Here is a 24,293-nt window from a genome sequence, read left to right as displayed (position 1 = left end):
CCGTTGCGCTGAGGGGACTGTAGCGGCGCTCCTCAGCAGGACTGCTCATGCAGAGCGCTTGGCGGTGCGATAAAGAAGGAGCACGGTTCTTGGCCCGCCTGTGGCGCACACCCTCGTCATTGTTGAAAGCCCTACGAAGGCCCGCACCATTCGCGGCTTCCTTCCGAAGGGATTCAAGGTCGAGGCGTCGATGGGCCATGTGCGGGATCTCCCCAACAACGCCAGCGAGATCCCAGCGTCCGCGAAGGGCCAGAAGTGGGCCAACCTTGGCGTCAATACCGAAGCCGACTTCGAGCCCCTCTACGTGGTGCCGAAGGACAAGAAGAAGGTGGTGCGGGAACTCAAAGATGCATTGAAGGGTGCGGATCAGCTGCTGCTGGCCACGGACGAAGATCGCGAAGGGGAAAGCATCAGCTGGCACCTGCTGCAACTGCTGGCCCCCAAGGTTCCGGTGAAACGGATGGTGTTCCACGAGATCACCAAAGAAGCCATCGGCAAAGCCCTGGACCAGACCCGTGATCTGGACATGGAGCTCGTTCATGCCCAGGAGACGCGCCGGATCCTGGATCGTCTGGTGGGTTACACCCTCTCGCCTCTCCTGTGGAAGAAGGTGGCATGGGGACTGTCTGCTGGCCGGGTTCAATCGGTCGCTGTTCGTCTGCTGGTGCAGCGGGAACGGGCCCGGCGGGCCTTCCGCAGCGGTAGTTACTGGGACCTCAAAGCCCAGCTCGAGCATGCCGGCAGCGGGTTTGAGGCCAAGCTGACCCATCTGGATGGCCGCCGAATCGCCACCGGTAACGACTTCGACGAAAGCACCGGTGGCCTGAAGGAAGGCAGCGAGGTGCGTCTGCTGACGGAAGAGGAGGCCCGCTCCCTGGCGCAAACGGTTCAGACCGCTGCCTGGTCCGTGGATGCGGTGGAGGAGAAACCAACGGTCCGTAAGCCGGTGCCGCCGTTCACCACAAGCACCCTGCAGCAGGAGGCGAACCGCAAGCTGCGCCTCTCAGCGCGGGAAACGATGCGCTGCGCCCAGGGCCTTTACGAGCGCGGTTTCATCACCTACATGCGAACCGACTCGGTTCACCTTTCCGATCAGGCGATCAGCGCCTCCCGCAGCTGTGTGGAGAGCCTTTACGGCAAGGACTATCTGAGCAAGGGGCCGCGTCAATTCAGCACCAAGGCACGCAATGCCCAGGAGGCTCATGAGGCGATCCGCCCCTCCGGCGAGAGCTTCCGCACCCCTGGGGACACCGGGTTGGAGGGCCGTGATCTGGCGGTCTATGACCTCATCTGGAAACGCACCGTTGCCAGCCAGATGGCGGAAGCACGGCTGACCATGCTGTCGATCGATCTCAGCTCTGGAGAGGCCAGCTTCCGAGCCAGCGGCAAGCGGATCGATTTCCCCGGCTTCTTTCGCGCCTACGTCGAGGGCAGTGATGACCCCGATGCGGCCCTTGAGGGCCAGGAAGTGCTCCTGCCCGCTCTGGCGGTGGGTGATGCCCCTGTTCCAAAGCAGGTGGAACCTCTCGGTCACCAGACCCAGCCGCCTGCCCGTTTCAGCGAAGCCTCCCTGGTGAAAATGCTGGAAAAGGAAGGAATCGGACGCCCCTCCACCTATGCCTCGATTATTGGCACGATTGTTGATCGCGGTTACTCCACCCTGCAGGGCAATGCCCTGACCCCCAGCTTCACGGCCTTTGCTGTGACCGCTCTGCTGGAGGAGCATTTCCCGGATCTGGTTGACACGAGCTTCACGGCTCGAATGGAGAACACCCTCGACGAGATCTCCCACGGCAAGGTGGAGTGGCTGCCCTACCTGGAGACATTCTTCAAAGGGGATGAAGGTCTGGAGACTCAGGTACAGCAGCGGGAGGGGGACATCGATCCCGGTGCTTCCCGCACCGTGGATCTCGAGGGACTGTCCTGCGTCGTGCGCATCGGTCGTTTCGGTGCCTACCTCGAGGCCAAACGGGTCAGCGATGACGGCGAGGAGGAGCTGATCAAGGCCACCCTGCCTCGGGAGATCACACCGGCGGACCTGGACTCGGACCAGGCGGAACTGATCCTGAAGCAGAAGGCGGATGGTCCGGAAGCCATCGGCGAGGACCCGGAAACGGGGGACCTGGTGTACCTGCTCTTCGGTCAGTACGGGCCCTATGTGCAGCGCGGTCAGGTCAGTGACGAGAATCCAAAGCCCAAGCGTGCCTCGCTGCCCAAGGGGCAGAAGCCAGAGGATCTGACGCTGGACGATGCCCTTGGGCTCCTGCGTCTCCCCCGTTTGCTGGGGGAACATCCCGATGGTGGTCGGGTGCAGGCCGGTCTCGGGCGTTTCGGGCCCTATGTGGTCTGGGACAAGGGCAAAGGTGAGAAGGACTACCGCTCCCTGAAGGGGGATGACGATGTTCTGGCCGTGGGCCTCAGTCGTGCCTTGGAGCTGCTCGCCATGCCCAAACGGGGCCGCGGCGGCAGGACGGCGCTAAAGGATCTCGGCAATCCCGAGGGCAGCGAGGAGACGATTCAGGTCTACGACGGTCCCTACGGCCTCTACCTCAAGCTGGGCAAGGTCAATGCCTCCCTGCCCGAAGGCAAAGGGGCGGATGACGTCACGCTGGAGGAAGCTGTGGAACTGCTGGCGGCCAAGGCCTCTGCCAAGAAGAGCAGCCGCAAGACCACGGCAGCCAAAAAAACGCCGGCCAAGAAACCGGCTGCGAAAAAGCCCGCTGCCAAGAAGCCACCGGCCACCACCAAGACCGGCCGGCTGCGGGCCAGTGCCGTTCGGGTGATCAAACCCGGCGACAGCTGATGTCTCGCCTGGTCTGGCTGCTCCCATTGGCGCTGCTGCAGGCCTGTGCCGGCTCGCCGGTGGCTGAGGAGTTGCAGCGCAGCTTCGACGCCCCTGAACTCACGGTGGCCAAGACTGCGGAAAAGGTCCCTGATAAACCTGTGCTGGATCAGGACCCTGCTGATCGACCACAGGAGCTTGAAGGGGGCGACACCGTTGAGGAAGACGGCGTTGCGGATGTCGCCCCTGATGTCAACCCGATCGGTGAACCGGAGCCCATGACCAAATCGCTGCAGCCACCGGCGCCCTATCGCATCACCATCCGCCTGGCCGGTGCCGATCCGGCCGCGCCTGCAGAGGCGGTCACCCGGGCTTTGCGGCAGTCCGACGTTGTCTTCTCCGTAGAACGGATCGAACGGATCGCACCATGAAGCAGCCGCCGCGCAAGCTGAGTCGGCACCAAGCTCTCCGGCTTGTGGAGGGGGCTTATCTGGCGGCCACCACCGGGCTGATCTGGCTGGCGTTGTATTACCTGCCGGTGGGAGGTGCGCTCTTTCGTCTTGCCTTGCCGCTGCCCCTCTCCCTGCTGCAATTGCGCCGTGGTGGACGGTCGGGAGCTGAGGGGGTGTTGCTGGCTGTGTTGCTGATGACAGCGTTGATGGGCCCCGTGCGCGGGCCTCTGCTGCTGTTCCCCTATGGCCTGATGGCCCTGTGGTTGGGTTGGAGCTGGGGCAATGGGCGCAGCTGGTGGTTGAGCTGGCCGGTGGGCGTGGTGCTGGGCAGCGTTGGATTTCTGGTGCGGGTCCTGGTGTTGTCGCTCCTTGTCGGAGAAAACCTGTGGGTGGTGATCACCCGTGCCGGGGCGGGGCTGCTTGAGCGGCTGATCGCGCTGTTGCAGTTACCCATCAGCCCTGATCTCACCAGTGTTCAGTTGATGGCCCTTGCTCTTGTTGTGGTGCAGGAGGTGATCTATGTGCTGTCACTCCATGCTCTGGCGTACTGGATCTTTCCCCGGCTCAACGCCCCGATCCCAGAGCCGCCGCGGCTCCTGCATGGACTTGTTGCCCTTGATCCCCTCTGAGCTGGACGGGCTCCCGCCCGGTTGCCTGATTCTCGGCAGTGGCTGCAGTCGACGGCAGTTGCAGGCCCAGCTCGATGCGTGGCGTCAGAGGGAGACAAGTTTTGAGCTGTTGTTGTTGCTGGCGGCCACGCGGACTGCGGAGTGGGAAGGGATTTCTGCGGCGGGAGCCACCGCTGCTTCCCGTCGTCTGACGGCCCTTGCCGATGCCGACCTGCTGCTCAACGGTCCAGGTCAGACCCGGCGTTGGCCGTTGCCCCCCCTTCCCGCTGGCGTCTCGCCCGCTCTGCTGAGCCATGTGGCGCTGCAGCGGCTTCCGATGCAGCCTCAAGTGGCGGCCGTGGGTCTGGAGCATGAGGCGACCTTCCCTCACCTGCGCCTCGAGTCCCCGGCAGTCGGTCCAGCACTATGTGTCTCCACTGGGCAGGCCATGGAGCCTGAGCGTGTGAAAGGCCTCTGGCAGCAGGGGATGCGTCTTGGTGCGCAACTGCGCTGTCCACTCCTGCTGGCGGAATGTGTTCCAGGGGGAACCACCACAGCGCAGGCGGTGCTCACAGGCCTTGGGGTGTCGGTGCAGGGGCTGATCAGCGGCAGCGCCCGGCAACCGCCACAGCAGCTGAAACAACAGCTGGTGGAGCAGGGATTGCAGCGGGCGCAGTTGTCTGGAAGCCCGTCGCCCCAGGCTGTATTGGCAGCCGTTGGCGATCCGTTTCAGGCGGTGGCCGCCGGCGTGTTGATCTCGGCCCGTCAGCCGTTGCTGCTGGGGGGGGGCAGCCAGATGGCTGCTGTGGTCGCCCTTGCGCTGGCATCCCTGCCGAATCAGCAGCGGCAGGCCCTGGCGGATCGGGTGCTGATCGGTTCAACGGCATGGCTGGCGCAGGAAACGATCTCCGGCCATGGGATGTCGGCCCTGGGCTGTTTGCTGGACGAGGTCGGCCAACGTTTCGGTGTGTCCCTGGCGGGCCTGGCCAGTGGCGTCCGTTTCCACACCAGTCGGCAGCCCGCCTTGCGTGATTACGAAGACGGGTTCGTCAAGGAGGGCGTCGGTGCTGGAGGGTTGCTGCTGTTGGCTCAGTTGCAGGGACACCCGATCGAGGCCCTCGTGGAGGATTGCGATCGCGCCATGGATCAGTTGCTGGCGTCCGCCGTAGCGTCTGAGGCATGAGGGCAAGCGGTTTTTCCAGTCGGGTCAGTCGTCGCCGCCTGCTGCAGCTGGGGGCTGTCGCCGGTGCCGGCCTTGTGGCGGCCTGCCGCAGGGGAACGGCACCACCGCAGCTCCGTGCTGCCCGCGGCCTCCTTCCCAAGCCCTGGTCGGAGCAGCTGCCATCCCCCTGGACCTGGTCCTGGCAGGAGGCCGAGACCACGGACCGAGATGACCAGGACCGTGATGACCAGGAACGGGTCGGCGGCGATCTGCTGGCCCTCAACGACGGATGGTTGCAGGGGCTGCCGCCGGATCAACTGCAGCGGATCCAGGCGCCACCCTTGGAGCAGAGACTTGGTGCTCAGGCACAACGCCTCCTGGCACTGCAGGGTGAACTGCTTGCGGGAAAGGTGTTGCCGGTCGGAGTGAGTCCCTGGGTGATGCTGTTCCGCAACGGCGCTGCCTGGGCCGAAGCGGCCAGGGCAGGTTGGGATGTGCTTCTGCAACCGTCCCTACGCGGACGAGTGATTCTTCCCGCGAGTCCACGTTGGGTGATCGATCTGGCGGATCGTTGTGGGGGGCGCTCCACCCTGCGACGTCTGCGGCAGCAGCTGCTGACCATGGACGACCGCCGCGCCACCAACTGGTTGCTCAAGGACAAGGCCCGGGTGGTGGTGCTGCCCCTGCAGCGCTGCATGCCCCTGTTGCGCCGTGATCCACGTCTGACGGCCGTGCTTCCCGCTCAAGGAGCCCCATTGCACTGGACGCTGCTGGTGCGTCCCAAGGAAACCAGAGAGCCACTCCCCCAGGCCTGGGTTGACGCGGCCTGGACCTCTCCCCTTCGCCGCAAACTGCTGCTAACTGGCTGGCGTGCACCGCTTGAGGCCGACGCGATGGAGCTGGATCGTCAAGACCTGCCCAAGCCTTGGCGAGATCTGCTGCTTCCCCCGGCATCACGCTGGGAGCGTTGCTGGTCGTTGCCCCCGTTGATGGAGGAGGAGCGATTGGTGCTGCAGGACCGCTGGCGTGCCTCAGCCCCATAACCGGCGTCGCGGGGCCGCCTGCAATCGACGGTGGGTGTCCGCCAGCAAGTCTGGAATCTTCAGCTGGTGAGGACAGCGGGGCAGGCAATCCCCACAGCGCTGACATGCGCTGGCATCCAGGGTTTCCCACCAGTGACCGGCTCTTCCGATGAGGTTGTATCGCTCCTGGCAGAAGGGGGTCATGTCATGGCCGATGGCCAGATTGCGCAACCGCAGCAGCTCTGGAATGGGCACCTCATTCGGGCAGGGCAGACAGGCCTGGCACTGCCCGCAGAGATCGGATCCCAAACGCCCTCGGCGATGGTCTGCTAACCGCTGCAGGCTGGATTGTTCCTCTGCTGTGAGGGGTGAATCACTGCGTTGAAGCGCAGCGGCGAGCGCGAGATCCGAGGCCTTGGCTGCTCCGACGCTGAGGGTGGAGATCCCCTGGGCCAGCAGAAAGCGATAGGCCAGTTGCAGGGGGGTGAACGGGGCGCAATCGCTTTTCAGGGTTGGACTTGGCGCCTGCAGGCGTCCGCCCTTGTCCGCCGGAGAAATCGCCAGGATCCCCATGCCCCGCTTCAAGGCCCGTAGGGCCAGCGGCAGCCGCTGGGGATCCAGCAGGTGGAGATGCAGGCTGCAGAACTGGAATCGCCCACTGCTGATGGCTGTTGCGATCAGGTCCTGGCTGCCATGGCTGCTGAACCCCACCTGGACGGTGTGGCCCTCCCCCTGGGCCCAGTCCAGCAAGGCCCTGCCATCCCCCTGCAGGGCCCAGTCGAGATGCTCGGGCCGGTTGAGGCCATGGATGGCTAGGTTGTCGAGCTTGTTGCAGCCCAGACGTTCCAGGATCTTCAGCAGCTGATGCTTGCCTTCCCTCAGGGACAGGCCCGGCAGCAGCTTGCTGGTCATCACCCAGCCTCCATCGGGCTGTCGGTCCGCTCGCTGCAGTGCCTGGCCCAGGAAGTCCTCCGCCGGGCCGTAGGCCGGAGCCGTTTCGAGGTGATTGATTCCGGCGAGGACCGCTGCCTGAAGCACCTCGCTCATCTGTTCGACCGAGCCGAGGGCCCGCATGGTGCCGAGGGTGAACAGGCTGACCGGTCGTCCAGTCCCGAAGGGACGTCTCACCCCTGATCTGGGCTGTCCGGCCCAGGATCCTGCCCTTGATGGCGGTGGCGCAGGTGCTTCACCAGGGCGGCGGGGCTGAGGTCGTCCACGAAACGGTTGAAGTCGCTCTGGTCTCGGGCATCCGCTTCGGCATCCACGGCAATGGAGGCTTCCGCCACCACCTCCTCCAGCATCCAGATGCTGCTGCCGGTTCGCACCGCCAGGGCAATGGCATCACTCGGGCGAGCATCCACGTCATGGAGGACGGTGTTCTCCTCATCGGCCTGCTCCAACGGATCGGTTTGCCGGAGCTTGAGCACCGCATGAAAGGTGCTGTCTTCGATGGCATGAACGATGACCCGCTCCAGCTCAAGACCACCGGCCACGAGCAAAGCGGCCATGAGGTCGTGGCTGAGGGGGCGAGGCTGTTCCGTCCCCTGCAATCCAGCCATGATGTTGTGGGCCTGGGTCTGGTCGATCCAGATCGGAACCTGGCGCCGACCGCTTGGATCTCTCAGCAGAACGATCGGCGTACGACTCGCCGCGTCGAGAGCAATACCGGCAACGCTCATCTCCACCATGGCGGCGCTGCAGCACTAACCGATTATGACCAGTGGGAAGGGATCGGGCGCTGAGCCATGTTCACAGGATTAGTCCAGGCAGTGGGTCGGATTCAGCGCCGGGGGAAAGGTTTGCTCGTGGAAGGCTGTGAACCCTTCGGCCCCCTGAGCCTTGGCGACAGCGTCGCCGTGGATGGGGTCTGCCTCACGGTGGCCGAATGTGTCGGTGAGGGCTTTCGTGCAGACGTCAGCGAGGAGACCCTGCAGCGAACCACGCTGGGACGCAAGGCGGAACAGGGTGGGGTTGTGAACCTGGAGCCTGCCCTGCGGCTCAGTGATCGCCTTGGCGGACATCTGGTCAGCGGTCACATCGATGCGGTCGGTGAGGTGATTGATGTTGTGGAACGTCCCCAGTCCTGGCAGCTGGGGCTGCGCTGGAACGAGCCACGCTTCGGGCGCTATGTCTGCGAAAAAGCCAGCATCGCGGTCGACGGCATCAGCCTCACCGTGGCTTCGTGTTCAGATGATGGCGTGACCTTTGAACTGGCGGTGATTCCCCACACTTGGAGCGTTACCACCTTGAGCAGACTGGTCGTGGGAGACCACGTGAACCTGGAGGCTGATCAATTAGCGCGTTACGCAGAACGGCTCCTTGTGGCCGATGGTCAGGACAACCATCACTCCACACCGGCCATTTCGGAGGACTGGCTTTCTGAGAACGGCTGGACCTGATCGCCAGTCCTTTCCGTCGTCTCGTCGTTCAGTGGGAGCAGGCAGATGGACCTGGAGTCGCGGTTCAGTTCGATCCGGAATTCCTGTCCAGGTTCCAGGCCCAGACGCTTGGTGTAGGCGTGACCGATCAGCAGATTGCCGTTGCCATGCACTCGGGTGCGGAATTCGGCCTGACGGCCGCGGCTTCCACTGCCTCCACCGCTGGTTGTGCTTCGAGGCAGTTGCCAACCCTGGGCCTCTGCTTTTGCTTCGACCAGCGCTCGGTAAAAGCTCTTCTTGAGCAATCGGCCACTGGGACCGACGTAACCACAACCTCTCGCGATGTCATCCTCCGGCCGATTGCTGAGCGATCTGGCCTTGTCCAGCAGTTCTTTGCCGACCAGCATTTCCGCAATCAATTCAAATGAATTGTGGCCATGCATCCCAGCCCTGGCAAGCGATCAGAGTAAATAGAGGATGATGAACAAAATCACCCAGATTCCATCCACGAAGTGCCAGTACAGCTCGGCCGCTTCAAGGGGAAAGTGATTGTCTGCCGTCACGCGTCCACCGTCGGTACTTGCTTGCCACCAGACGATCAGGATCATCAGAGCACCAAGGGTGACGTGCAATCCATGGAATCCTGTGGCGGCAAAAAAGGTGCTCGCGAACAGGTTGTCGGTCAGACCGAAGGGGAGGGTGAAGTATTCGACCATCTGACTGACCAGAAAGGCCAGTCCCAACCCTGCGGTGACCAGCAACCAGTTGCGGCAACGGCTTTGAAGGTTCTGGCGGATGGCCTGCCCAGCCTTGTGAAATGTGGCACTGCTCACCAGCAACAACACCGTGTTGAGGATGGGCAGCGGCAGCTCGAGCTCGTAGATGGCTCCCTCCGGCAAGGGGTTGACGGCCTTGAAGGTGAGGTAGGCCGCGAAAAAGCCGGCGAAGGTCATCGCATCAGCAACGAGAAAGGTGGCCAGGCCGAACATGCGGTGGTCAGCGTGCTCCTCGTGCCCGTGGGGGTCTATGGCAGGTGAGCTTTCAGGCTGCACAGGAAGTGTCGAGGTCATTTGCCGCTGCTCCAGAGGTCACGACCGCTGGTGGCGGTCAGGTCAAGTTGATCAACGGGAACGCCGTAGCCATAGGGCTCCTCCACAAGAGGAGCTTCCCCGATCCAGTTCTCCACCGGTGGCGGTGAACTGGTCAGCCATTCCGGTGTGAGGGCATTCCAGGGGTTGTCTCCGGCGGGTTTGCCGCTGAGGGCGCTTTGCACAACGTTCCAGAGAAATGGAAGGGTGCTGATCGCCATGAGCAAAGCTCCAACCGAACTGATCTGATTGATCAACGTGAACTGCGGGTCGTATTCGGCGACGCGCCGCGGCATGCCATTCAGACCCAGCCAGTGCTGGGGACCAAAACAGAGGTTGAACCCGATGAAGGTGAGGGCGCCGTGAAGGCGCCCTAGATCTTCATTAAGCATCCGTCCCGTGAACTTCGGATACCAGTGGTACACCGAGGCGAAGATCACGAACACCGACCCACCAAAGACGATGTAGTGGAAGTGAGCCACCACGAAGTAGGTGTCGTGCACATGAATGTCGAAGGGAACCTGGGCGAGGGCCACACCGGTGATGCCCCCCAGCACGAAATTGACGATGAAGCCGCAGGAAAACAGCATCGCGCTGTTCAGGGTGATGCGCCCTCCCCAGAGGGTGGCCAGCCAGTTGAAGAATTTGATTCCTGTCGGAACGGCAATGAAGGCGGTGGCGATCGTGAAGAACAAGCGCATCCAGGGCGGCGTGCCACTGGTGAACATGTGGTGCGCCCAGACGACCAGGCCGAGCACCACAATTGCCATGATCGAATAGACCATCGTTACGTAGCCGAACAGCGGTTTGCGCGCGTGTACGGGCAGAATTTCGCTCACCAGGCCGAAGGCCGGCAGCACCATGATGTAAACCGCTGGGTGGGAATAAAACCAGAACAGATGTTGATAAACAACGACATTGCCTCCGAGAGCTGGGTTGAAGAATCCAGTGTGAGCCACGATGTCAAAACTCAGCAACACCAGGGTTCCGGCCAAAACCGGCGTGGACAGAACCACCAGAATGCTGGTGCCCAGCATTGCCCAGCAGTACATCGGCAGTTGCATCAACTTCAGTCCGGGGCGGCGGAGCTTGAGAATCGTCGCGATGAAATTGATGCCACCGAAAATGGAACTCCCCCCCAGGAGAAGAACACTGAGGATCCAGATGATCTGACCTGTGGCAGGCGTGGTGATGCTCAAGGGTGGATAGGCGGTCCAGCCCGACTGAGCCGCTCCCGTGAGGAAATAGCTGGTGATCAGCATCAGCCCTGCGGGAGGGATCAGCCAGAAGGCCACGGCGTTCAGTCGCGGGAATGCCATGTCCCGCGCGCCCACATAGAAGGGAATCAGATAATTACCGAAGGCGCCATTCACCACCGGCACAATCCACAGAAAGATCATCACCGTGCCGTGCAGGGTGAGCACCTGGTTGTAAACATCCCTGGCCATGAAGTCCGAGACCGGACTGGCTAGTTCCGTACGGATCGCCCCGGCGAGAGCTCCACCGATCAGATAGAAAAGAAAGCCGCAGACCAGGTACTGCAGGCCGATCACCTTGTGATCGACGCTGAAGCTGAAGTAGCGAAGCCAGCCGGTGGGTTGAAGCCTTGGGCTGGATGAGCTGGTCTGAGGTGGGATGGCAACAGTCATCGGATCAAGTCGTGGTGGTGTCTTCCGTTTTGGCGTTGCTGCTGAACCAGGCATCCCAATCGTCAGGTTCGTCGACAACCACCGTGGAGCGCATGCCGCCGTGATACGGGCCGCAGAGCTCTGCGCAGACGATTGGATAACGTCCCGGGCGGGTGGCCGTGAAACTCAATTGGGTCGGTTGCCCAGGGATGACGTCCTGTTTGAGGCGGAATTCAGGCACCCAGAAGGCATGAATCACATCCTTCGCCTCCATATGCAGCGTAACCGGTCGGTTTGCCGGTACATGCAGCTCTCCCGCTGTGATATCTCCCTCCGGGTAATGAAAGAGAAAGGCAAATTGCATGGCCGTCACATCAATCGGCAGTGCGCTGGCTGCGGTGTTGTCAGACAGTGTTGAGCCAGAGCTGATTCCGCCCCAGATGCGCTCTTCACTGGTCCCAGCCATGTGGTCGTGAGCCAGCGGCACCATTCCGCCCATGCGATCGTAGATGTCGTAGCTGTAGAGGCCAACGAACAGCACAACAACAGCCGGGACGGCAGTCCAGAAAATCTCCAAAGGAAGATTGCCTTCGATGGCGATTCCATCACCGAGTTGATCGCTTCGGCGACGGAATCGGATCAAGCTGTAGATCAGAAGTCCGACGATGCCCACAAACAGAATCGTTCCGATTGTGAACAGAACCCGAAAAAGTTCGTCGTAAATCGGTGCGTTGACGCTCGCATCAACCGGTAGGAGATTGATGTTCTGACCGATCCAAAGCCCCCCAATGGCGAGGAGCATCCCGATCACCAGAGTGACGATGGCTGATGGGATCTGCATGGCTCCAATCCCAGACTGATCTCAGCGTATGGAGCTTGTTCGGCATCTCCATGGATTGTTTCTTAAGGGGCTGGTTGTGTCAGCAAAGGTGCACCTTGGAGAGGGCGAAGGTGTTGCAGACCTCCACACAAGGTGACGTCCATACAGCCATCGCTACGTTTCGATCAGACCTTTTCGAATCCTGGAGACGAGAGGTTGATGATGCTTTCCTCCACGACTCCACTGCGACGCCGTCTGGGGCGTCTCACGGCTCATCTTGTTGTTGCTGTAGTTGCCCTCGTGGTGATCGGAGGGGCAACCCGCGTCATGGAGGCGGGTCTGGCCTGTCCGGACTGGCCCCTTTGCTTCGGAACGCTCCTTCCCGGTCGTCAGATGAACATCCAGGTGTTCCTGGAGTGGTTCCATCGCCTTGATGCCTTCGTCATCGGCATCGCCCTGGTGGTGATGGCCACCGTCTCCGTTCTTTGGAGGCGTTCCCTGCCTCGATGGCTCCCCTGGATGAGTGGCTCGCTGGTGTTGCTGGTTGCTCTGCAGGGTGGCCTCGGTGCTCTCACGGTGTTGCAGTTGCTGCCATCGGCGGTGGTCACGGCTCATCTGGCCTTGGCGCTCACGCTTGTGGCTCTGCTCAGCGGATTGACGCAGTGTCTGCTGCAGTCCACGGATGGTCAGCCTCCCTGGTGGTGGCGTCCCCTCTCCGCCCTTGCCCTTGCCGGTGTGGTGAGCCAGTGCCTGCTGGGGGCACGCATGGCCACGTCCTGGGCAGCCCAGCGCTGCCTGGCCGGTGGTGAGGCTTGCCGGTGGCTGGCCTGGCATCGCTCCGCGGCAGCCCCTGTCGCCGGTTTGGTGCTGTTGTTTGTCCTGGTGGCCTTGCTGGCGGGTGGGTGGAGTCGCCGTCAGTGGCCGCTGCTCCTGTCTGCAGTGGCGCTGGTGGCCACCCAGGTCATCCTCGGCATCACCACCCTCCGGCTTGGGCTGGATCAACCCCTGGTCACGGTGGCCCATCAGCTGGTGGCAGCGCTGCTGGTGGGTCTTTTGGCGGCGCTTTTGGTGCGCCGTCCAGCGTCTGTTGCTGTCGTCCCCTGTTCCGTCGTCCTCGACGACTCCTCTCTGGAGCCTTGTCATGGCTGAAGCCATCTCCGCTGCCCTTCCCACTCGTGATCAGGTCGTTCCCTCGAGGAAACGAATCAAGCTCCCCCCTTGGCTTGAAGTGGCCAAACCAAGGCTGATCCCCTTGCTTCTGGCCACCACCCTGGGCGGCATGGCTCTCACCGAGGGATGGCCTTTGTCCTCCCCCCGTCTGGTCTGCACCCTGGGTGGCGGGGCACTGGCCTCTGCCGCGGCTGGAGTTCTCAACTGTCTGTGGGAGCAGGATCTGGATGGGCGCATGGCGCGCACCAGCGGCCGTGCTCTTCCCTCTGGTCGCCTTTCCCCCACAAGCGCCTTCATCGGCGCCATAACTTGCACCCTGGCGGCGGCCATGCTGCTGGTGAGCGGTGTGAACTGTCTGGCGGCTGGTCTGTCGCTGCTGGGGCTCTGCAGCTATGTGCTGCTGTACACCGCTCTGCTCAAGCCACGCACAACGCAGAACATCGTCATCGGTGGCGTCGCAGGGGCCATTCCTCCCCTCGTGGGAGCTGCTGCGGCGACGGGCCATGTAGGCCTGGGTGGATGGTGGCTTTTCGCGCTCGTGATGGTCTGGACACCCGCTCATTTCTGGGCCCTGGCGCTGTTGCTCAAGGAGGACTACCGAGCTGTCGGCATCCCGATGTTGCCGGTGATCAAAGGACCTGTGGTGACGGCACGGGCGATCCGTCGCTACGGCTGGGCCACGGTGCTGCTGAGCGGATTCGGTGTTCTGGCTCTGCCCACAGGAGGTGTTTTCTACGGAATGATGCTGCTTCCCTTCAATGGCCGACTGATCCAGATGGTGCAGCGTCTGTCGAAGGACCCCGACAGCCTGACCGCCGCCAAGGGACTGTTTCGCTGGTCGATCCTGTACCTGTTCGGCATTTGCTTGTTGCTGATTCTCAGCCGCACTGACCTCGCCTCCAGCTTTGATCAACAGGTGATGTCGGCCCTGCAGCAGCTGCCGATCGTCTGATCGGTTCTTAGATTCCGTCCCTGGTTCGGCTGTGCGATGCCCCTTATTGAACTTCGGCACCTGCGCAAGTCTTACGGCTCTGTTGTGGCGCTCGAAGACTTGAACCTTGAGGTTCCTGAGGCCTGTCTTTATGGCCTCTTGGGACCCAATGGCGCTGGGAAAACGTCAACGCTTCGCATCCTGGCCACGTTGCTGGAACCTGACTCGGGATCGGTTCAGGTGGCCGGTATCGATGCCATAAAGGATCCCAGAGCGGTGCGACGTCAGCTTGGCTACGTGGCCCAGGAGGTGGCCATCGACAAAATCCTGACGGGTCGTGAGCTGCTCCAACTGCAGGGAGACCTTTATCACCTGCCAAGACGGGATCGTGATCAGCGCATGGCCGACCTCATCGAGCGCTTGGCCATGGGGGATTGGGTGGACCGACGCTGCGGCACCTATTCCGGAGGAATGCGGCGACGTCTGGACCTTGCGGCCGGTCTGTTGCATCGCCCCCGCCTGCTGGTGCTGGATGAGCCGACAGTGGGCCTTGATATCGAGAGCCGATCGGCCATCTGGGATCTGCTGCGCCAGCTGGTCAGTCAGGGCACCAGCGTGCTGCTCAGCAGTCACTACCTCGAAGAGATTGAGGCCATCGCCGATCGCATGGCGATCATCGATTCGGGACGGGTGATTGCAGAAGGCACCCCCGATGGGTTGAAACAACAGCTCGGGGGGGACCGTGTGACGCTGCGGGTGCGGGAATTCAGTGACGCCACAGAAGCCGATCGGGTCTGCCAGCTGCTGCAGCCCCTGGAGGGGGTCCGTCAGGTGGTGGTGAACCGGGCCCAGGGATTTTCGCTCAATCTCGTCATTGATGGAGACGTTGTGATCAGCAGGGTGCGTCAATGTCTGGATCATGAAGGCTTGCCTGTTTTTGCTCTCGCCCAGAGCCGTCCCAGCCTTGATGATGTCTACCTTCAGGCCACAGGCCGAACCCTGATGGATGCGGAGCTGGCCCTGGCCGGTCAGCGCGACCTCAAACAGGAAAAGCGCCAGTCCATGCGTTGAGTCCGCCAATTGCTCATGACCTCTTCAGCCCTGCCTTCCCTCGCTAACGATCGCGGAGCTCTCGCCGAGCTCACGCAGGAGACCGTGGCTCTGACGCGACGATTGTTCCTGCAGTTGCTGCGTCGTCCTTCCACATTGATCGCTGGCATCCTTCAACCTCTGATCTGGTTGATTCTCTTCGGCGCCCTGTTTGCCAATGCACCGGAAGGCCTCCTTCCTGGGGGCATGAGCTACGGGAGGTTCCTTGGCGCTGGCGTGATCGTTTTCACCGCATTCAGTGGTGCCTTGAATGCGGGACTGCCGGTGATGTTCGATCGGGAGTTCGGTTTCCTGAACCGGCTGCTGGTGGCTCCGTTGCGCAGTCGCAGTTCGATCGTTCTGGCTTCGGTGATTTACATCACGGCCCTGAGCCTTCTGCAGAGCCTGGCCATCATGCTGACGGCCGCAGCCCTGGGGTACGGCTGGCCGGGAGGCGCTGGTCTCCTCTTGGTGCTTCTGACCCTGCTGATGCTGGTGTTCGCCGTTACGGCCCTGAGTCTCGGCCTGGCCTTTGCCCTACCGGGACATATCGAGCTGATTGCCGTCATCTTCGTGGCCAATTTGCCGTTGTTGTTCGCCAGCACAGCCTTGGCTCCGCTCTCCTTCATGCCCTCCTGGCTGGGCTGGCTTGCGGCCCTGAATCCCCTTACCTTCGCGATTGAACCCATCCGTGCCGCTTATCGCGGTCCGCTGGATCTTTCGGCGGTTCTTTTGGAGGCCCCCTACGGCGATGTGACCGGTTTCGGCTGTCTCAGCATCCTTGTCGCCCTCACCGTTGGACTCTTCCTTCTGATTCGTCCCCTGCTCAACCGCAAGTTGTCCTGACCCGTGCTCTCTTCCCCGTTTGATCCTCCGTCCCAGCGTCAGAACATCCTCGCCAGCCAACTGAAGGCCGCCCACGGCGCTGATGATCAGAGGCAATTGCGTCTTTTGCGCAGCCAGTGGGTGCATCGGTTCGGTGTGGACTCCCTGCCGGAGTTCTCGAGAGTCGATCCGGTTGCGGAGGTCGAGCCTGTCGCCGATCAGCCTGGGGCCTTCGAGCGGGTCTCAAATGTTGTGCGCCATTCCTTCAGGGAGGTGAGCCGAGCACTCGATGAGCCGACGATGTCCGTTGATCATCCTGCTGATGAGTTCCACGAGGTGACGGCTCCCCCGCTGAGCACGCCCCCATCTCTGCGGAGATGGCTTGTATCGGGCGATGACAGCGTCCACAAGGCCTCCTGATCGCTGATGATCCCTACGACTGAGCGGCTTGAGCAGGGACTGATCGTTTCGGTGCAGGCCCCCCCGGGCTCCCCCATGCGTGATTCCCAGGTGATCGCAGCAATGGCGGAAGCGTCCTTGCGCTGCGGAGCTGTCGGAGTACGCCTGGAGAGTCCGGAGCACATTGGGGCCGTACGCCGCCGCTGCCCCGATGCGCTCATCATTGGACTGTGGAAATGCACCTTCCCCGATAGTCCCGTTTACATCACACCGGGATGGAAGGAGGTTCAGGCGGTGTGGTCCGCTGGCGCCGATGTCATTGCGTTGGACGCCACCCAGCGCCCTCGGCCGGAGGAACAACGGTTGGAGGCGTTGATTCAGCGTTGCCGGTCTGAGTTGCGGGCTCCACTCATGGCAGATGTCGACAGCGTCGCGAACGGCATCCGTGCTGCCGAGCTGGGTTGCGATTGGGTCGGCACAACGCTCTATGGCTACACCGAGGACACGGCTGACCAGTCGCCGCCGGCCCTGAACCTGCTGCCGGAGCTGCGGAAGGAACTGAAAACGTCGGTTCGCCTAATCTGTGAAGGGGGGATCTCCTCGCCAACCGCAGCCTGCACTGCCCTTGAGGCTGGCGCGGACAACGTGGTGGTTGGAACGGCGATCACCGGGGTAGACCTGCAGGTGCAGGCCTACTGCCGAGGGATGGCGGCCTGATCACATCATCCCGGGCATGCCCATGCCCCCCATGCCGCCCATTCCAGGCATGCCCATGCCGCCCATTCCACCCATGCCGCCCATGGGATCGCCGCCGCCATCGGCAGCCGGGGCTTCCGGCTCAGGTTTGTCCGCGATCACCACTTCCGTGGTGATCAGCAGCGAGGCGATCGACACTGCATCCTGAACAGCGAGGCTCACCACCTTGGCGGCATCGACAATGCCAGCAGCCATCAGATCTTCGTAGTTGCCGGTGAGGGCGTTGAACCCTTGACCGCTGTTGCGCATGGCTTCGATCACAACGTCGCCGTTATGGCCTGCGTTGGTGGCGATGTGATGCACCGGTGCCACCAGGGCACGCTGAAGAATTTCAACACCGGTGCGTTGATCACCTTCCAGCTGCTCCACCAGGCTGTTCAACCCATCGGCCAGCTGCAGAAGTGTGGTGCCACCACCGGGAACGATGCCCTCTTCGATGGCCGCCCGGGTGGCGTTCAGGGCATCCTCGATCCGCAGCTTGCGGTTCTTGAGTTCCGTTTCCGTGGGAGCACCCACTTTGATGACGGCAACGCCGCCGGCGAGCTTGGCGATGCGCTCGTTCAGCTTCTCGCGGTCGTAGTCGGAGTCGGTGGCATCGAGTTCTCGCTTGATGGAGGCCACACGGTCGGTGACGGCGGCACGGTGATCCTCCGTGGCCACGATCGTGGTGCTCTCCTTGCTGATGGTGACGCGGCGTGCTTTGCCGAGATCAGACAGCTCCACTTTGTCCAGGGTCATCGCCCGGTCTTCACTGATCAGCGTTCCGCCGGTGAGGATGGCGATATCAGCGAGGGCTGCTTTGCGGCGTTCGCCGAAGGATGGGGCCCGGACAGCCGCCACCTGCAACACGCCCCGGTTGCGATTCACCACGAGGGTGGCCAGGGCTTCGCCTTCCACTTCCTCGGCCAGGATCAACAGTGGAGAACCACTCTTCTGCACCGCTTCAAGCACAGGAACGAGATCGGCGATGGCGCTGATCTTGCGATCGGTGAGCAGGATCAGCGGATTCTCGAACTCACAGATCTGGCGATCGGGATCGGTGACGAAATAGGGGGAGCTGTAGCCGCGGTCGAAGGCCATGCCTTCGGTGACCTCAAGCTCCGTAGCCAGGGATTTGGACTCCTCAACGGTGATCACCCCATCGGCGCTGACACGATCCATGGCTTCGGAAATCATCCGACCCACTTCGTCGTCACCACCGGAACTGACGGTGGCCACCTGACGGATGGAATCTCCCGCCACGGGCTGGCTGCGCTGCTGAAGACCGTTGACCACCTGTGCGACGGCCTTTTCCATGCCACGGCGGAGCTCTACCGGGCTGGCTCCTGCAGCCGTGTTGCGCAGACCTTCCCTCACCATGGCCTGGGCCAGCACCGTGGCCGTCGTGGTGCCGTCACCGGCCTTGTCCTTGGTGCGGGAGGCCACCTGCTGGATCAACTTGGCCCCAAGGTTCTCGAAGGGATCATCCAGTTCGATTTCTCGGGCGATGGTGTCGCCGTCATTGACGATGTCGGGGGCACCGAATGACTTTTCCAGCACCACATTGCGGCCGCGCGGGCCGATGGTGACGCGCACGGCGTCAGCCAAGGCGTCGACGCCGCGTTCCAGGGCGCTGCGGGATTCGTCAGAGAAGGAAAGGAGTTTGGCCATGATCTCGGGACCGCCGTCGATCACTGTCCCACAGCACTTGCAGGGCTCGACAGGGGGGCATCGGTGGGGAAAGCCGAATCGGAACCCCTCAGCTCATGTCGTCATCACACACTCTGATTAATGTCCGCACATGGGTGACAACGGCACGCTGTTCTTCGTCCTGATGGCGGGCTTGGCCGGCTCCATGGCCCTTGTGTATGTGCCGCTGCGGATTTTTCTCACGGCGACCGAACGAAGCCGACGATTGCGCCTGCTTCAACGCATCCGTCGACTGCGGGAAGAGTTGGCTCAGCCCCTCGATTCCTGAACGATCAGGCCATCACCATGCCGCCATCCACCTGCAGAACCTGACCGGTGATGTAGGCAGCAGCGTCGTCCGCTGCGAGAAAGCGCACGGCTCCAGCCACCTGTTCCTGGGTGCCGAACTGTCCCAGGGGAATGTCCTTGAGGATGGCGTCGGCATCCAGATCCTTGGTCATGTCTGTGGCGATGAAGCCAGGGGCCACGGCATTGACCGTGATCCCCCTGCTGGCCAGTTCCTTGGCGGAGCTGCGGGTCAGGCCGATCACCCCGGCTTTGGCCGCGGCGTAGTTGGCCTGACCGGCATTCCCCATCAGTCCCACCACCGAGGTGATGTTGATGATGCGGCCGCTTTTCTGCTTCAACATCGGACGTGCCACGGCACGGCTGCACAGAAACACCCCGGTGAGGTTCAGGTCGATCACCGCCTGCCAGTCATCGGTTTTCATCCGCATCAGCAGGCCGTCCCTGGTGATACCAGCGTTGTTCACCAGAACGTCCAGGCGACCGCTGCGCTCCAGAACCGCCTTGATCAGTCCGTCCACCTCCTCCTCGATGGAGACGTTGGCCTTCAGGGCGTAGGCCTTTCCACCGGCAGCGGTGATCGCAGCCACCACCTCGTCAGCGGCACCGGCGGAATTGGCGTAGTTGACCACCACCTCAGCTCCGGCTTCCGCGAGGGCCAGGGCGATGGCTTTGCCGATGCCCCGTCCGCCTCCTGTCACCAATGCGGTCTGACCGTCGAGGGAGGTGGAGCTGAGCATGGCGGCTGCTGTGATCGGAGGATCGTAGGGATGCGCCCGGAGCCGGCTCAACCCGCCATGGTTTCGATGCTGTCGACCGCTTCGCCCAGAAGCGCCTGAAAGCGTTTGAGTTGCGGCTTGCTGCCCAGCACGATCAGCAGTTGGCCAGGGGCCAACTGGGTTTCCCCGCCTGGGTTGGCGATCAGGTCATTTCCATCTCGGATCGCAAGCACGAGGGCTCCGCTGCGGCGGCCCAGTTCCAGTTCCGCCAGGCTCCGACCCTGAATTGCGTTCAGGGGCAGAGGGTCGCGGCTGAGTTGGAATTCCTCGATTTCAAAATCCGACCCCGCCAGAAGTTCCATGAAATTCAGGGCCAGGGGACGCAATGCGGAGGCCGCCATCACCCGTCCACCGGCGACGTAGGGACTCACCACAACCGCGGCGCCGGCGAGCCGCAGCTTCGTGGCGGCTTCATCGCTGTTGGCTCGCGCGATGAGCCTGCAGGTGGGCTTCAACCCCCGGGCGCTGAGAACCACATAGAGATTTGAAGCATCACTGGGCAGAGCCGCCACCAGGCTTTGACAGCGCTCCAGGCCAGCGTCGAGAAGCGTTTCGTCGAGGGTCGCATCCGCCAGAAGCACCTGCAGTCCATTGGCTTCCGCCACATCCCGACGATCCGGGTCGGTCTCAATCACCACGAGGGGAATCTGATCGCGCTGCAGCTGGGCTGCGATCTCCTGACCAATGCGCCCATAGCCGCAGAGGATGACGTGATCGTGCAGGCTTTCCAGCATGCGGTGGATGCGGAACTCCTGCAGTCTGCGGAAATAACCCGCGTCCTTCAGGCCAAGCACCCGCTGAATCGCCAGTTGAACGACGATCAGGCCACCCACGACGATCAGCACCGTCACCAGCCGCCCTGCCGGGGAGAGGGTTTCCACTTCTCCGTAGCCGATGGTGCTGATGGTGATCAGCACCATCCAGAGACAGTCCCCCCAATCCCATCCTTCGGTGAGGCGGTAGCCCATCGCACCGATCGAGATCACGGCCGCGAGGGCGCTGAAGGGACCGCGCCATGGGGCCGCCAGCAGCTTGAGCTGACGTCGGCTCGTCCAGCGTCGAGAGCCCTGATTCATCAGTGCTGGTCAGAACCCGAGGGCCTGAAGCACCTCATCGTCCGCAAGGGCGCTGAGATTACCGGGGGTGCCAAGGCAGCGAATGTCGGGTCGGTCGGGGAGGTCCTGAGGTTCCGCGCCCAGTGCCACCAGTGGAACGCCGCTGTAGATGGCCAACTTCTGGCTCACCGGGCAGCTGCTGAGCACCACGTCGGCACTGGCGACAGCCGCCGCACGACGGTTGATGGGCAGATCCGGATTCAGCTGCAAGGTGCGCAGTCCTTTGAGGCGCTGCGCGATGGCCTCTGGCAGTGACCTCCAGCGCTGTTCCGGCCAATCCACAGTCGAGCCAGCAGGAGCCAGCAGCAGCATGGGGCCTTCTCCGGCGGGTTGTTCAGCGCGGGCGGCGTCGAGGTCCGTGCTGGAAAGGGCCAGTCGGAAACGGTCCGCATCCAGGTCGCAGCCCAGGGGCTTCAGCACACTGGCCAGGCGCTGGGCACACCAGCCCTCGCCGGGGGAGACGATTTCAGTGCTGGAGAAACCGCTGCTGGCGATTCGCGTGGGGATGTGACTCATCGACAGCATCAGGTTCACCTGCCGTCCTTCAGCGAAGTTGAGGCAGACCTGAAAATCGGGCTCCCGCACGCAACCAAGCAGGTTGGCCCAGTCCGCGAGGGTGGGTGCTGCCTCGAAATCAAAGGGAAGAATCTTCTCCACTTGGGGAACCAGGTCCCAGGCCCCGCGACAGGCCGGAGCGCAGGCCACCTGCAGAGTGGCGCCCACCTGCTCGCACAGGCTCACCAGCGCCGGGAGTCGATCCAGTTGCTGGGCCAGCGGGCCAGGGCTGAGAGCAAGAACACGCATGGACTCGCCTCAGGGCGGGGTGCAGACTGATTGTATGGAGGCCGTTTCGGCCTGCCTGGGGCAGGAGTCGCTTGTGCATCTGTTGATCGCCGCAGCGGGCAGTGGTCGCCGCATGGGCGCGGATCGCAACAAGCTTCTGCTGCCATTGGCCGGAAAGCCTGTGATCGCCTGGACGCTGAAGGCTGCGTTGGCCGCTGAACAGATCCACTGGATCGGTGTGGTGGGTCAGGAGATCGATCGCGAACCGATTCTTGATCTCATGGGGGATGCTGACAAGCCGGTCACCTGGATCCAGGGCGGCAGCACGCGGCAGGAGTCGGTGTTGCGCGGGCTGGCGGGGCTGCCTGCCGCTGCTGAACTGGTGTTGATCCACGACGGCGCCCGCTGCCTGGCGGAACCGGCGCTGTTCGATCGCTGCGCGCAGGCCCTGGCCACAGGCCAGGCGCTGATCGCAGCAACCCCTGTCACCGACACGATCAAGCGGGTGGATGGCGATGGGGTGATCACTGAGACGCCGGACCGATCGGAGCTCTGGGCTGCGCAGACTCCTCAGGGTTTTCAGGTGGACCAGTTGCGCCAGGGGCATGCCCAGGCTGAAGCGATGGGTTGGGCCGTCACGGACGACGCCTCTCTGTATGAGCGCCTCGGCTGGCCTGTGCAAGTGCTGGATGCCGGACCGTCCAACATCAAGGTGACCACACCGTTTGACCTGACGGTGGCCGAAGCCGTGCTGGCTCTCAGGCAACAAGGCTGAGGCTGCCGCGATTGCCGTCGAGGCAAGCCAGCTGCCCCATCGGCAAGGCGGCATTGCCGCAGACGTGGCCGACCGGCAGATTCATCACGACGGGAATGTTCAGGTCAGCGGTGCGCTCGTCGAGCACCGCTGCGAGTGTTGTGGTCAAAGGGTCATCCGGGCTGCTGTCGCATCCTTCGAACTGACCGAAGCCGATCCCGCCGAGCTGTTGGAGCACGCCACACAATCTCCAGTGGGTCAGCATTCGATCGATCCGATACGGCGCCTCACCGACATCTTCAAGAACAAGGATGGCTCCCTGAAGGTTTGGCATCAGGCCCGAACCGAGCAGGTGGCTGGCCACGGTGAGGTTGGCCGCCAGCAACGGACCGGTGGTCTGTCCCCCTCCCCGCGGTTCCCCCTCAAGGGCGGGGGGTGTCTCGCCAAACAGCAGTTGTCGCAGACGTTCCCGGCTCCATGCCGGTTCCGCTGCGAGGGTGGTGAGAAGCGGGCCGTGGATGCCGCCAGCCCACCCTGCGCTCAGCCTTGCCCAGAGGAGGGACGTGACATCGGAGAAGCCCAGCAGCCAGCCGGGTTTCCAGGAGATGGGGTGTTCCAGCAGCCGTGCCGATCCCCAGCCGCCGCGGGCGCAGGCCAGCAGAGGAGCGTCCTGGGTCAAATCGCTGAAGCGCTCCTGATCGGTTCCAGCCAGGTGCCCCCAACGACGAGCGCTCACGTTCTGCTCCAAGGGGCACAGCCCCCAGCCCCTGAGCACCTCCAACCCCTCTTCCAGGCGATGATCGTCCGCCAGGGCCGAGCTCGCTGCCACGGTGGCCACGGCGTCCCCCGCGGTGAGGGGGATGGCTGGCTGCAACGCAGTCATCCGGTCAGCCCGCGGCTCAGCATCAGCCCCAGCAGCAGCAGGCTGCCGATCTGGACCTGGCCGCGGAAATGAAGACCAAAGCTCGCCATGGTCGCGTTGCGCTGGTTCAACGACCGGCAACTGAGCTGCATCAGCACTGTGGCTCCGAGCCAGAAGATCCAGAACAGTGGATGAACGCCCGCACTGACGGCGGCCAGCGCGAGGGCTGCGACCGTCAAGCCATAACAGGCTCTGACGGTGACGACGGCACGGCTCCCCAGGCTCAAGGCGCTGCTGTTCAGGCCGATGACTGCATCATCACGGCGATCAGCCATGGCATAGACGGTGTCGAAGCCGAAGGTCCACAGAACCGTGGCCAGCCAGCAGCCGATCAGGGCCGGCTGCAGCGTCAGGCTTCGTTCCGCTGCGGCCCAGGGGATCAGCACGGCAAAGCCCCAGCAGAAAGCAAGCACCGCCTGGGGGTAAGCGAACCAGCGCTTGGCGGAGGGATAGAGGAGGATCGCCGGAAGAGCGCAGATCGAGAGCAGCAGGCATAAGGCCTGGCTGGTCTCATCCAGGCTGAGGACCACCGCAAGGCTGAGGACCAGCAGAACGATCAGCAGCATGAATGCTGCGGCCGGCCGGATCGCACCCCGGGCCAGCGGCCGCTGTTTCGTCCGTTCCACCCGGCTGTCGAAACGGCGGTCCCAAAGGTCGTTGGCAATGCAGCCGGCTCCACTCACGGCCAACCCTCCGACAACGATCTGGAGCAACAGAAGCAGGCCAGGAGGTGCAGAGGGTGACAACCACAGGCTCCAGCCGGCGGGAATCAGCAGAATCAGGCGACCGGTTGGCTTGGTCCAGCGCAGCAGTTCAAGCCAGGGGCCAAGGCGTTCACGAAGGCTGTTCACGGGAC

The 24,293-nt window shown here is 62.9% G+C and carries 26 protein-coding genes; 14 read left to right on the top strand and 12 right to left on the bottom strand.

The genetic code is table 11. From position 1 onward, the window contains the following. Positions 1-100: 100 nt before the first annotated feature. The 5 genes from topA to SynA1528_RS09540 are packed head-to-tail and all read left to right on the top strand — an operon-like array spanning position 101 to position 6,047. Positions 101-2,803 (top strand): type I DNA topoisomerase, encoded by a 2,703-nt coding sequence (gene topA, locus SynA1528_RS09560; protein WP_186586556.1) that lies wholly within the window; start codon positions 101-103, stop codon positions 2,801-2,803. After that, on the top strand, positions 2,803-3,213 hold the full coding sequence (locus SynA1528_RS09555; RefSeq protein ID WP_186586555.1) for a hypothetical protein: 411 nt from the start codon (positions 2,803-2,805) through the stop codon (positions 3,211-3,213). Before topA ends, SynA1528_RS09555 begins: the two co-directional genes overlap by 1 nt. Then, a complete protein-coding gene (locus SynA1528_RS09550; protein WP_186586554.1) occupies positions 3,210-3,863 on the top strand; it encodes a DUF2232 domain-containing protein in 654 nt (217 codons plus the stop codon). The genes SynA1528_RS09555 and SynA1528_RS09550 overlap by 4 nt, the downstream gene beginning before the upstream one ends. Next, on the top strand, positions 3,835-5,025 hold the full coding sequence (locus tag SynA1528_RS09545; protein WP_186586553.1) for a nicotinate-nucleotide--dimethylbenzimidazole phosphoribosyltransferase family protein: 1,191 nt from the start codon (positions 3,835-3,837) through the stop codon (positions 5,023-5,025). Before SynA1528_RS09550 ends, SynA1528_RS09545 begins: the two co-directional genes overlap by 29 nt. Beyond that, positions 5,022-6,047, top strand: coding sequence for a type 2 periplasmic-binding domain-containing protein (locus SynA1528_RS09540; RefSeq protein ID WP_186586552.1), 1,026 nt, complete (start codon positions 5,022-5,024; stop codon positions 6,045-6,047). The genes SynA1528_RS09545 and SynA1528_RS09540 overlap by 4 nt, the downstream gene beginning before the upstream one ends. On the opposite strand, the gene SynA1528_RS09535 is transcribed toward SynA1528_RS09540, so the two are convergent. Beyond that, positions 6,036-7,100: an aldo/keto reductase gene (locus tag SynA1528_RS09535; RefSeq protein ID WP_186588389.1), complete on the bottom strand. Its 1,065-nt coding sequence runs from the start codon at positions 7,098-7,100 to the stop codon at positions 6,036-6,038. The genes SynA1528_RS09540 and SynA1528_RS09535 overlap by 12 nt on opposite strands. Before the next feature lie 50 nt (positions 7,101-7,150). Continuing rightward, complete coding sequence (locus SynA1528_RS09530; protein WP_186586551.1) at positions 7,151-7,714, bottom strand: bifunctional nuclease family protein; 564 nt, start codon at positions 7,712-7,714, stop codon at positions 7,151-7,153. A 57-nt stretch (positions 7,715-7,771) separates the two neighbouring features. Between SynA1528_RS09530 and SynA1528_RS09525 the strand changes: the two genes are divergently transcribed. Continuing rightward, complete coding sequence (locus SynA1528_RS09525) at positions 7,772-8,425, top strand: riboflavin synthase (protein WP_186586550.1); 654 nt, start codon at positions 7,772-7,774, stop codon at positions 8,423-8,425. Here the strand turns inward: SynA1528_RS09525 and SynA1528_RS09520 are convergent. From SynA1528_RS09520 to coxB, 4 genes are read right to left on the bottom strand one after another with little or no spacing between them, the layout of a single operon-like run. Then, positions 8,371-8,811, bottom strand: coding sequence for an AbrB family transcriptional regulator (locus tag SynA1528_RS09520; protein WP_186586549.1), 441 nt, complete (start codon positions 8,809-8,811; stop codon positions 8,371-8,373). The genes SynA1528_RS09525 and SynA1528_RS09520 overlap by 55 nt on opposite strands. Positions 8,812-8,865: 54 nt before the next feature. Beyond that, a complete protein-coding gene (locus tag SynA1528_RS09515) occupies positions 8,866-9,474 on the bottom strand; it encodes a cytochrome c oxidase subunit 3 (RefSeq protein WP_186586548.1) in 609 nt (202 codons plus the stop codon). After that, entirely contained in the window at positions 9,471-11,141 is a 1,671-nt protein-coding gene (gene ctaD / locus SynA1528_RS09510) for a cytochrome c oxidase subunit I (RefSeq protein ID WP_186586547.1), read from the bottom strand. The genes SynA1528_RS09515 and ctaD overlap by 4 nt, the downstream gene beginning before the upstream one ends. A 4-nt stretch (positions 11,142-11,145) precedes the next feature. After that, a complete protein-coding gene (coxB, locus tag SynA1528_RS09505) occupies positions 11,146-11,961 on the bottom strand; it encodes a cytochrome c oxidase subunit II (RefSeq protein WP_186586546.1) in 816 nt (271 codons plus the stop codon). 198 nt (positions 11,962-12,159) lie between these two features. Here coxB and SynA1528_RS09500 point away from each other — a divergent pair, with 198 nt between their 5' ends. Genes SynA1528_RS09500 through SynA1528_RS09475 form a run of 6 tightly spaced genes read left to right on the top strand, consistent with a single transcriptional unit; the run spans position 12,160 to position 17,071 of the window. Then, positions 12,160-13,089: a COX15/CtaA family protein gene (locus tag SynA1528_RS09500; protein WP_186586545.1), complete on the top strand. Its 930-nt coding sequence runs from the start codon at positions 12,160-12,162 to the stop codon at positions 13,087-13,089. Continuing rightward, positions 13,082-14,062 carry a heme o synthase gene (locus SynA1528_RS09495; RefSeq protein WP_186586544.1) on the top strand — a complete coding sequence of 327 codons (981 nt, stop codon included), beginning with the start codon at positions 13,082-13,084 and terminating at the stop codon, positions 14,060-14,062. Before SynA1528_RS09500 ends, SynA1528_RS09495 begins: the two co-directional genes overlap by 8 nt. 36 nt (positions 14,063-14,098) lie before the next feature. Then, a complete protein-coding gene (locus SynA1528_RS09490; RefSeq protein WP_186586543.1) occupies positions 14,099-15,112 on the top strand; it encodes an ABC transporter ATP-binding protein in 1,014 nt (337 codons plus the stop codon). A 15-nt stretch (positions 15,113-15,127) separates the two neighbouring features. After that, complete coding sequence (locus SynA1528_RS09485) at positions 15,128-15,976, top strand: ABC transporter permease (RefSeq protein WP_186586542.1); 849 nt, start codon at positions 15,128-15,130, stop codon at positions 15,974-15,976. A 3-nt stretch (positions 15,977-15,979) separates the two neighbouring features. Then, positions 15,980-16,375 carry a hypothetical protein gene (locus SynA1528_RS09480; protein WP_186586541.1) on the top strand — a complete coding sequence of 132 codons (396 nt, stop codon included), beginning with the start codon at positions 15,980-15,982 and terminating at the stop codon, positions 16,373-16,375. 6 nt (positions 16,376-16,381) lie between these two features. Further along, complete coding sequence (locus SynA1528_RS09475) at positions 16,382-17,071, top strand: N-acetylmannosamine-6-phosphate 2-epimerase (RefSeq protein ID WP_186586540.1); 690 nt, start codon at positions 16,382-16,384, stop codon at positions 17,069-17,071. On the opposite strand, the gene groL is transcribed toward SynA1528_RS09475, so the two are convergent. Further along, positions 17,072-18,760, bottom strand: coding sequence for a chaperonin GroEL (groL, locus tag SynA1528_RS09470; RefSeq protein ID WP_186586539.1), 1,689 nt, complete (start codon positions 18,758-18,760; stop codon positions 17,072-17,074). 130 nt (positions 18,761-18,890) lie between these two features. On the opposite strand from groL, the gene SynA1528_RS09465 reads away from it, so the two are divergent. After that, complete coding sequence (locus tag SynA1528_RS09465; RefSeq protein WP_186497193.1) at positions 18,891-19,067, top strand: hypothetical protein; 177 nt, start codon at positions 18,891-18,893, stop codon at positions 19,065-19,067. A gap of 4 nt (positions 19,068-19,071) precedes the next feature. Here SynA1528_RS09465 and fabG read toward each other — a convergent pair whose 3' ends face one another. The 3 genes from fabG to SynA1528_RS09450 are packed head-to-tail and all read right to left on the bottom strand — an operon-like array spanning position 19,072 to position 21,782. After that, positions 19,072-19,824, bottom strand: a complete 753-nt coding sequence (fabG, locus tag SynA1528_RS09460; protein ID WP_186586538.1) for a 3-oxoacyl-[acyl-carrier-protein] reductase — start codon at positions 19,822-19,824, stop codon at positions 19,072-19,074. 47 nt (positions 19,825-19,871) lie between these two features. After that, positions 19,872-20,939 (bottom strand): potassium channel family protein, encoded by a 1,068-nt coding sequence (locus SynA1528_RS09455; protein WP_186586537.1) that lies wholly within the window; start codon positions 20,937-20,939, stop codon positions 19,872-19,874. 9 nt (positions 20,940-20,948) lie between these two features. Beyond that, positions 20,949-21,782, bottom strand: a complete 834-nt coding sequence (locus SynA1528_RS09450; protein WP_186586536.1) for a glycosyltransferase family 9 protein — start codon at positions 21,780-21,782, stop codon at positions 20,949-20,951. Between the two features lie 73 nt (positions 21,783-21,855). On the opposite strand from SynA1528_RS09450, the gene ispD reads away from it, so the two are divergent. Continuing rightward, a complete protein-coding gene (gene ispD, locus SynA1528_RS09445) occupies positions 21,856-22,536 on the top strand; it encodes a 2-C-methyl-D-erythritol 4-phosphate cytidylyltransferase (RefSeq protein ID WP_186588388.1) in 681 nt (226 codons plus the stop codon). Here the strand turns inward: ispD and SynA1528_RS09440 are convergent. Both SynA1528_RS09440 and SynA1528_RS09435 read right to left on the bottom strand, forming a co-directional pair. Beyond that, positions 22,520-23,398, bottom strand: a complete 879-nt coding sequence (locus SynA1528_RS09440) for a S66 peptidase family protein (RefSeq protein ID WP_186586535.1) — start codon at positions 23,396-23,398, stop codon at positions 22,520-22,522. The genes ispD and SynA1528_RS09440 overlap by 17 nt on opposite strands. Further along, positions 23,395-24,288 carry a 4-hydroxybenzoate polyprenyltransferase gene (locus SynA1528_RS09435; RefSeq protein ID WP_186586534.1) on the bottom strand — a complete coding sequence of 298 codons (894 nt, stop codon included), beginning with the start codon at positions 24,286-24,288 and terminating at the stop codon, positions 23,395-23,397. Before SynA1528_RS09435 ends, SynA1528_RS09440 begins: the two co-directional genes overlap by 4 nt. Between the last annotated feature and the right edge of the window lie 5 nt (positions 24,289-24,293).

The organism is Synechococcus sp. A15-28 (assembly GCF_014280175.1).
GTDB lineage: Bacteria > Cyanobacteriota > Cyanobacteriia > PCC-6307 > Cyanobiaceae > Parasynechococcus.
This window is presented reverse-complemented; position numbering and strand designations above follow the sequence as displayed.

Bases quoted from the DNA above. Each gene is read 5' to 3' on its own strand.
- SynA1528_RS09555 (WP_186586555.1), top strand. From the start codon at position 2,803: ATGTCTCGCCTGGTCTGGCTGCTCCCATTGGCGCTGCTGCAGGCCTGT.
- SynA1528_RS09550 (WP_186586554.1), top strand. From the start codon at position 3,210: ATGAAGCAGCCGCCGCGCAAGCTGAGTCGGCACCAAGCTCTCCGGCTT.
- SynA1528_RS09545 (WP_186586553.1), top strand. From the start codon at position 3,835: ATGGACTTGTTGCCCTTGATCCCCTCTGAGCTGGACGGGCTCCCGCCC.
- SynA1528_RS09540 (WP_186586552.1), top strand. From the start codon at position 5,022: ATGAGGGCAAGCGGTTTTTCCAGTCGGGTCAGTCGTCGCCGCCTGCTG.
- SynA1528_RS09535 (WP_186588389.1), bottom strand. From the start codon at position 7,100: ATGCGGGCCCTCGGCTCGGTCGAACAGATGAGCGAGGTGCTTCAGGCA.
- SynA1528_RS09530 (WP_186586551.1), bottom strand. From the start codon at position 7,714: ATGGTGGAGATGAGCGTTGCCGGTATTGCTCTCGACGCGGCGAGTCGT.
- SynA1528_RS09525 (WP_186586550.1), top strand. From the start codon at position 7,772: ATGTTCACAGGATTAGTCCAGGCAGTGGGTCGGATTCAGCGCCGGGGG.
- SynA1528_RS09520 (WP_186586549.1), bottom strand. From the start codon at position 8,811: ATGCTGGTCGGCAAAGAACTGCTGGACAAGGCCAGATCGCTCAGCAAT.
- SynA1528_RS09515 (WP_186586548.1), bottom strand. From the start codon at position 9,474: ATGACCTCGACACTTCCTGTGCAGCCTGAAAGCTCACCTGCCATAGAC.
- ctaD (WP_186586547.1), bottom strand. From the start codon at position 11,141: ATGACTGTTGCCATCCCACCTCAGACCAGCTCATCCAGCCCAAGGCTT.
- coxB (WP_186586546.1), bottom strand. From the start codon at position 11,961: ATGCAGATCCCATCAGCCATCGTCACTCTGGTGATCGGGATGCTCCTC.
- SynA1528_RS09500 (WP_186586545.1), top strand. From the start codon at position 12,160: ATGATGCTTTCCTCCACGACTCCACTGCGACGCCGTCTGGGGCGTCTC.
- SynA1528_RS09495 (WP_186586544.1), top strand. From the start codon at position 13,082: ATGGCTGAAGCCATCTCCGCTGCCCTTCCCACTCGTGATCAGGTCGTT.
- SynA1528_RS09490 (WP_186586543.1), top strand. From the start codon at position 14,099: ATGCCCCTTATTGAACTTCGGCACCTGCGCAAGTCTTACGGCTCTGTT.
- SynA1528_RS09485 (WP_186586542.1), top strand. From the start codon at position 15,128: ATGACCTCTTCAGCCCTGCCTTCCCTCGCTAACGATCGCGGAGCTCTC.
- SynA1528_RS09475 (WP_186586540.1), top strand. From the start codon at position 16,382: ATGATCCCTACGACTGAGCGGCTTGAGCAGGGACTGATCGTTTCGGTG.
- groL (WP_186586539.1), bottom strand. From the start codon at position 18,760: ATGGCCAAACTCCTTTCCTTCTCTGACGAATCCCGCAGCGCCCTGGAA.
- SynA1528_RS09465 (WP_186497193.1), top strand. From the start codon at position 18,891: ATGGGTGACAACGGCACGCTGTTCTTCGTCCTGATGGCGGGCTTGGCC.
- fabG (WP_186586538.1), bottom strand. From the start codon at position 19,824: ATGCTCAGCTCCACCTCCCTCGACGGTCAGACCGCATTGGTGACAGGA.
- SynA1528_RS09455 (WP_186586537.1), bottom strand. From the start codon at position 20,939: ATGAATCAGGGCTCTCGACGCTGGACGAGCCGACGTCAGCTCAAGCTG.
- SynA1528_RS09450 (WP_186586536.1), bottom strand. From the start codon at position 21,782: ATGCGTGTTCTTGCTCTCAGCCCTGGCCCGCTGGCCCAGCAACTGGAT.
- SynA1528_RS09440 (WP_186586535.1), bottom strand. From the start codon at position 23,398: ATGACTGCGTTGCAGCCAGCCATCCCCCTCACCGCGGGGGACGCCGTG.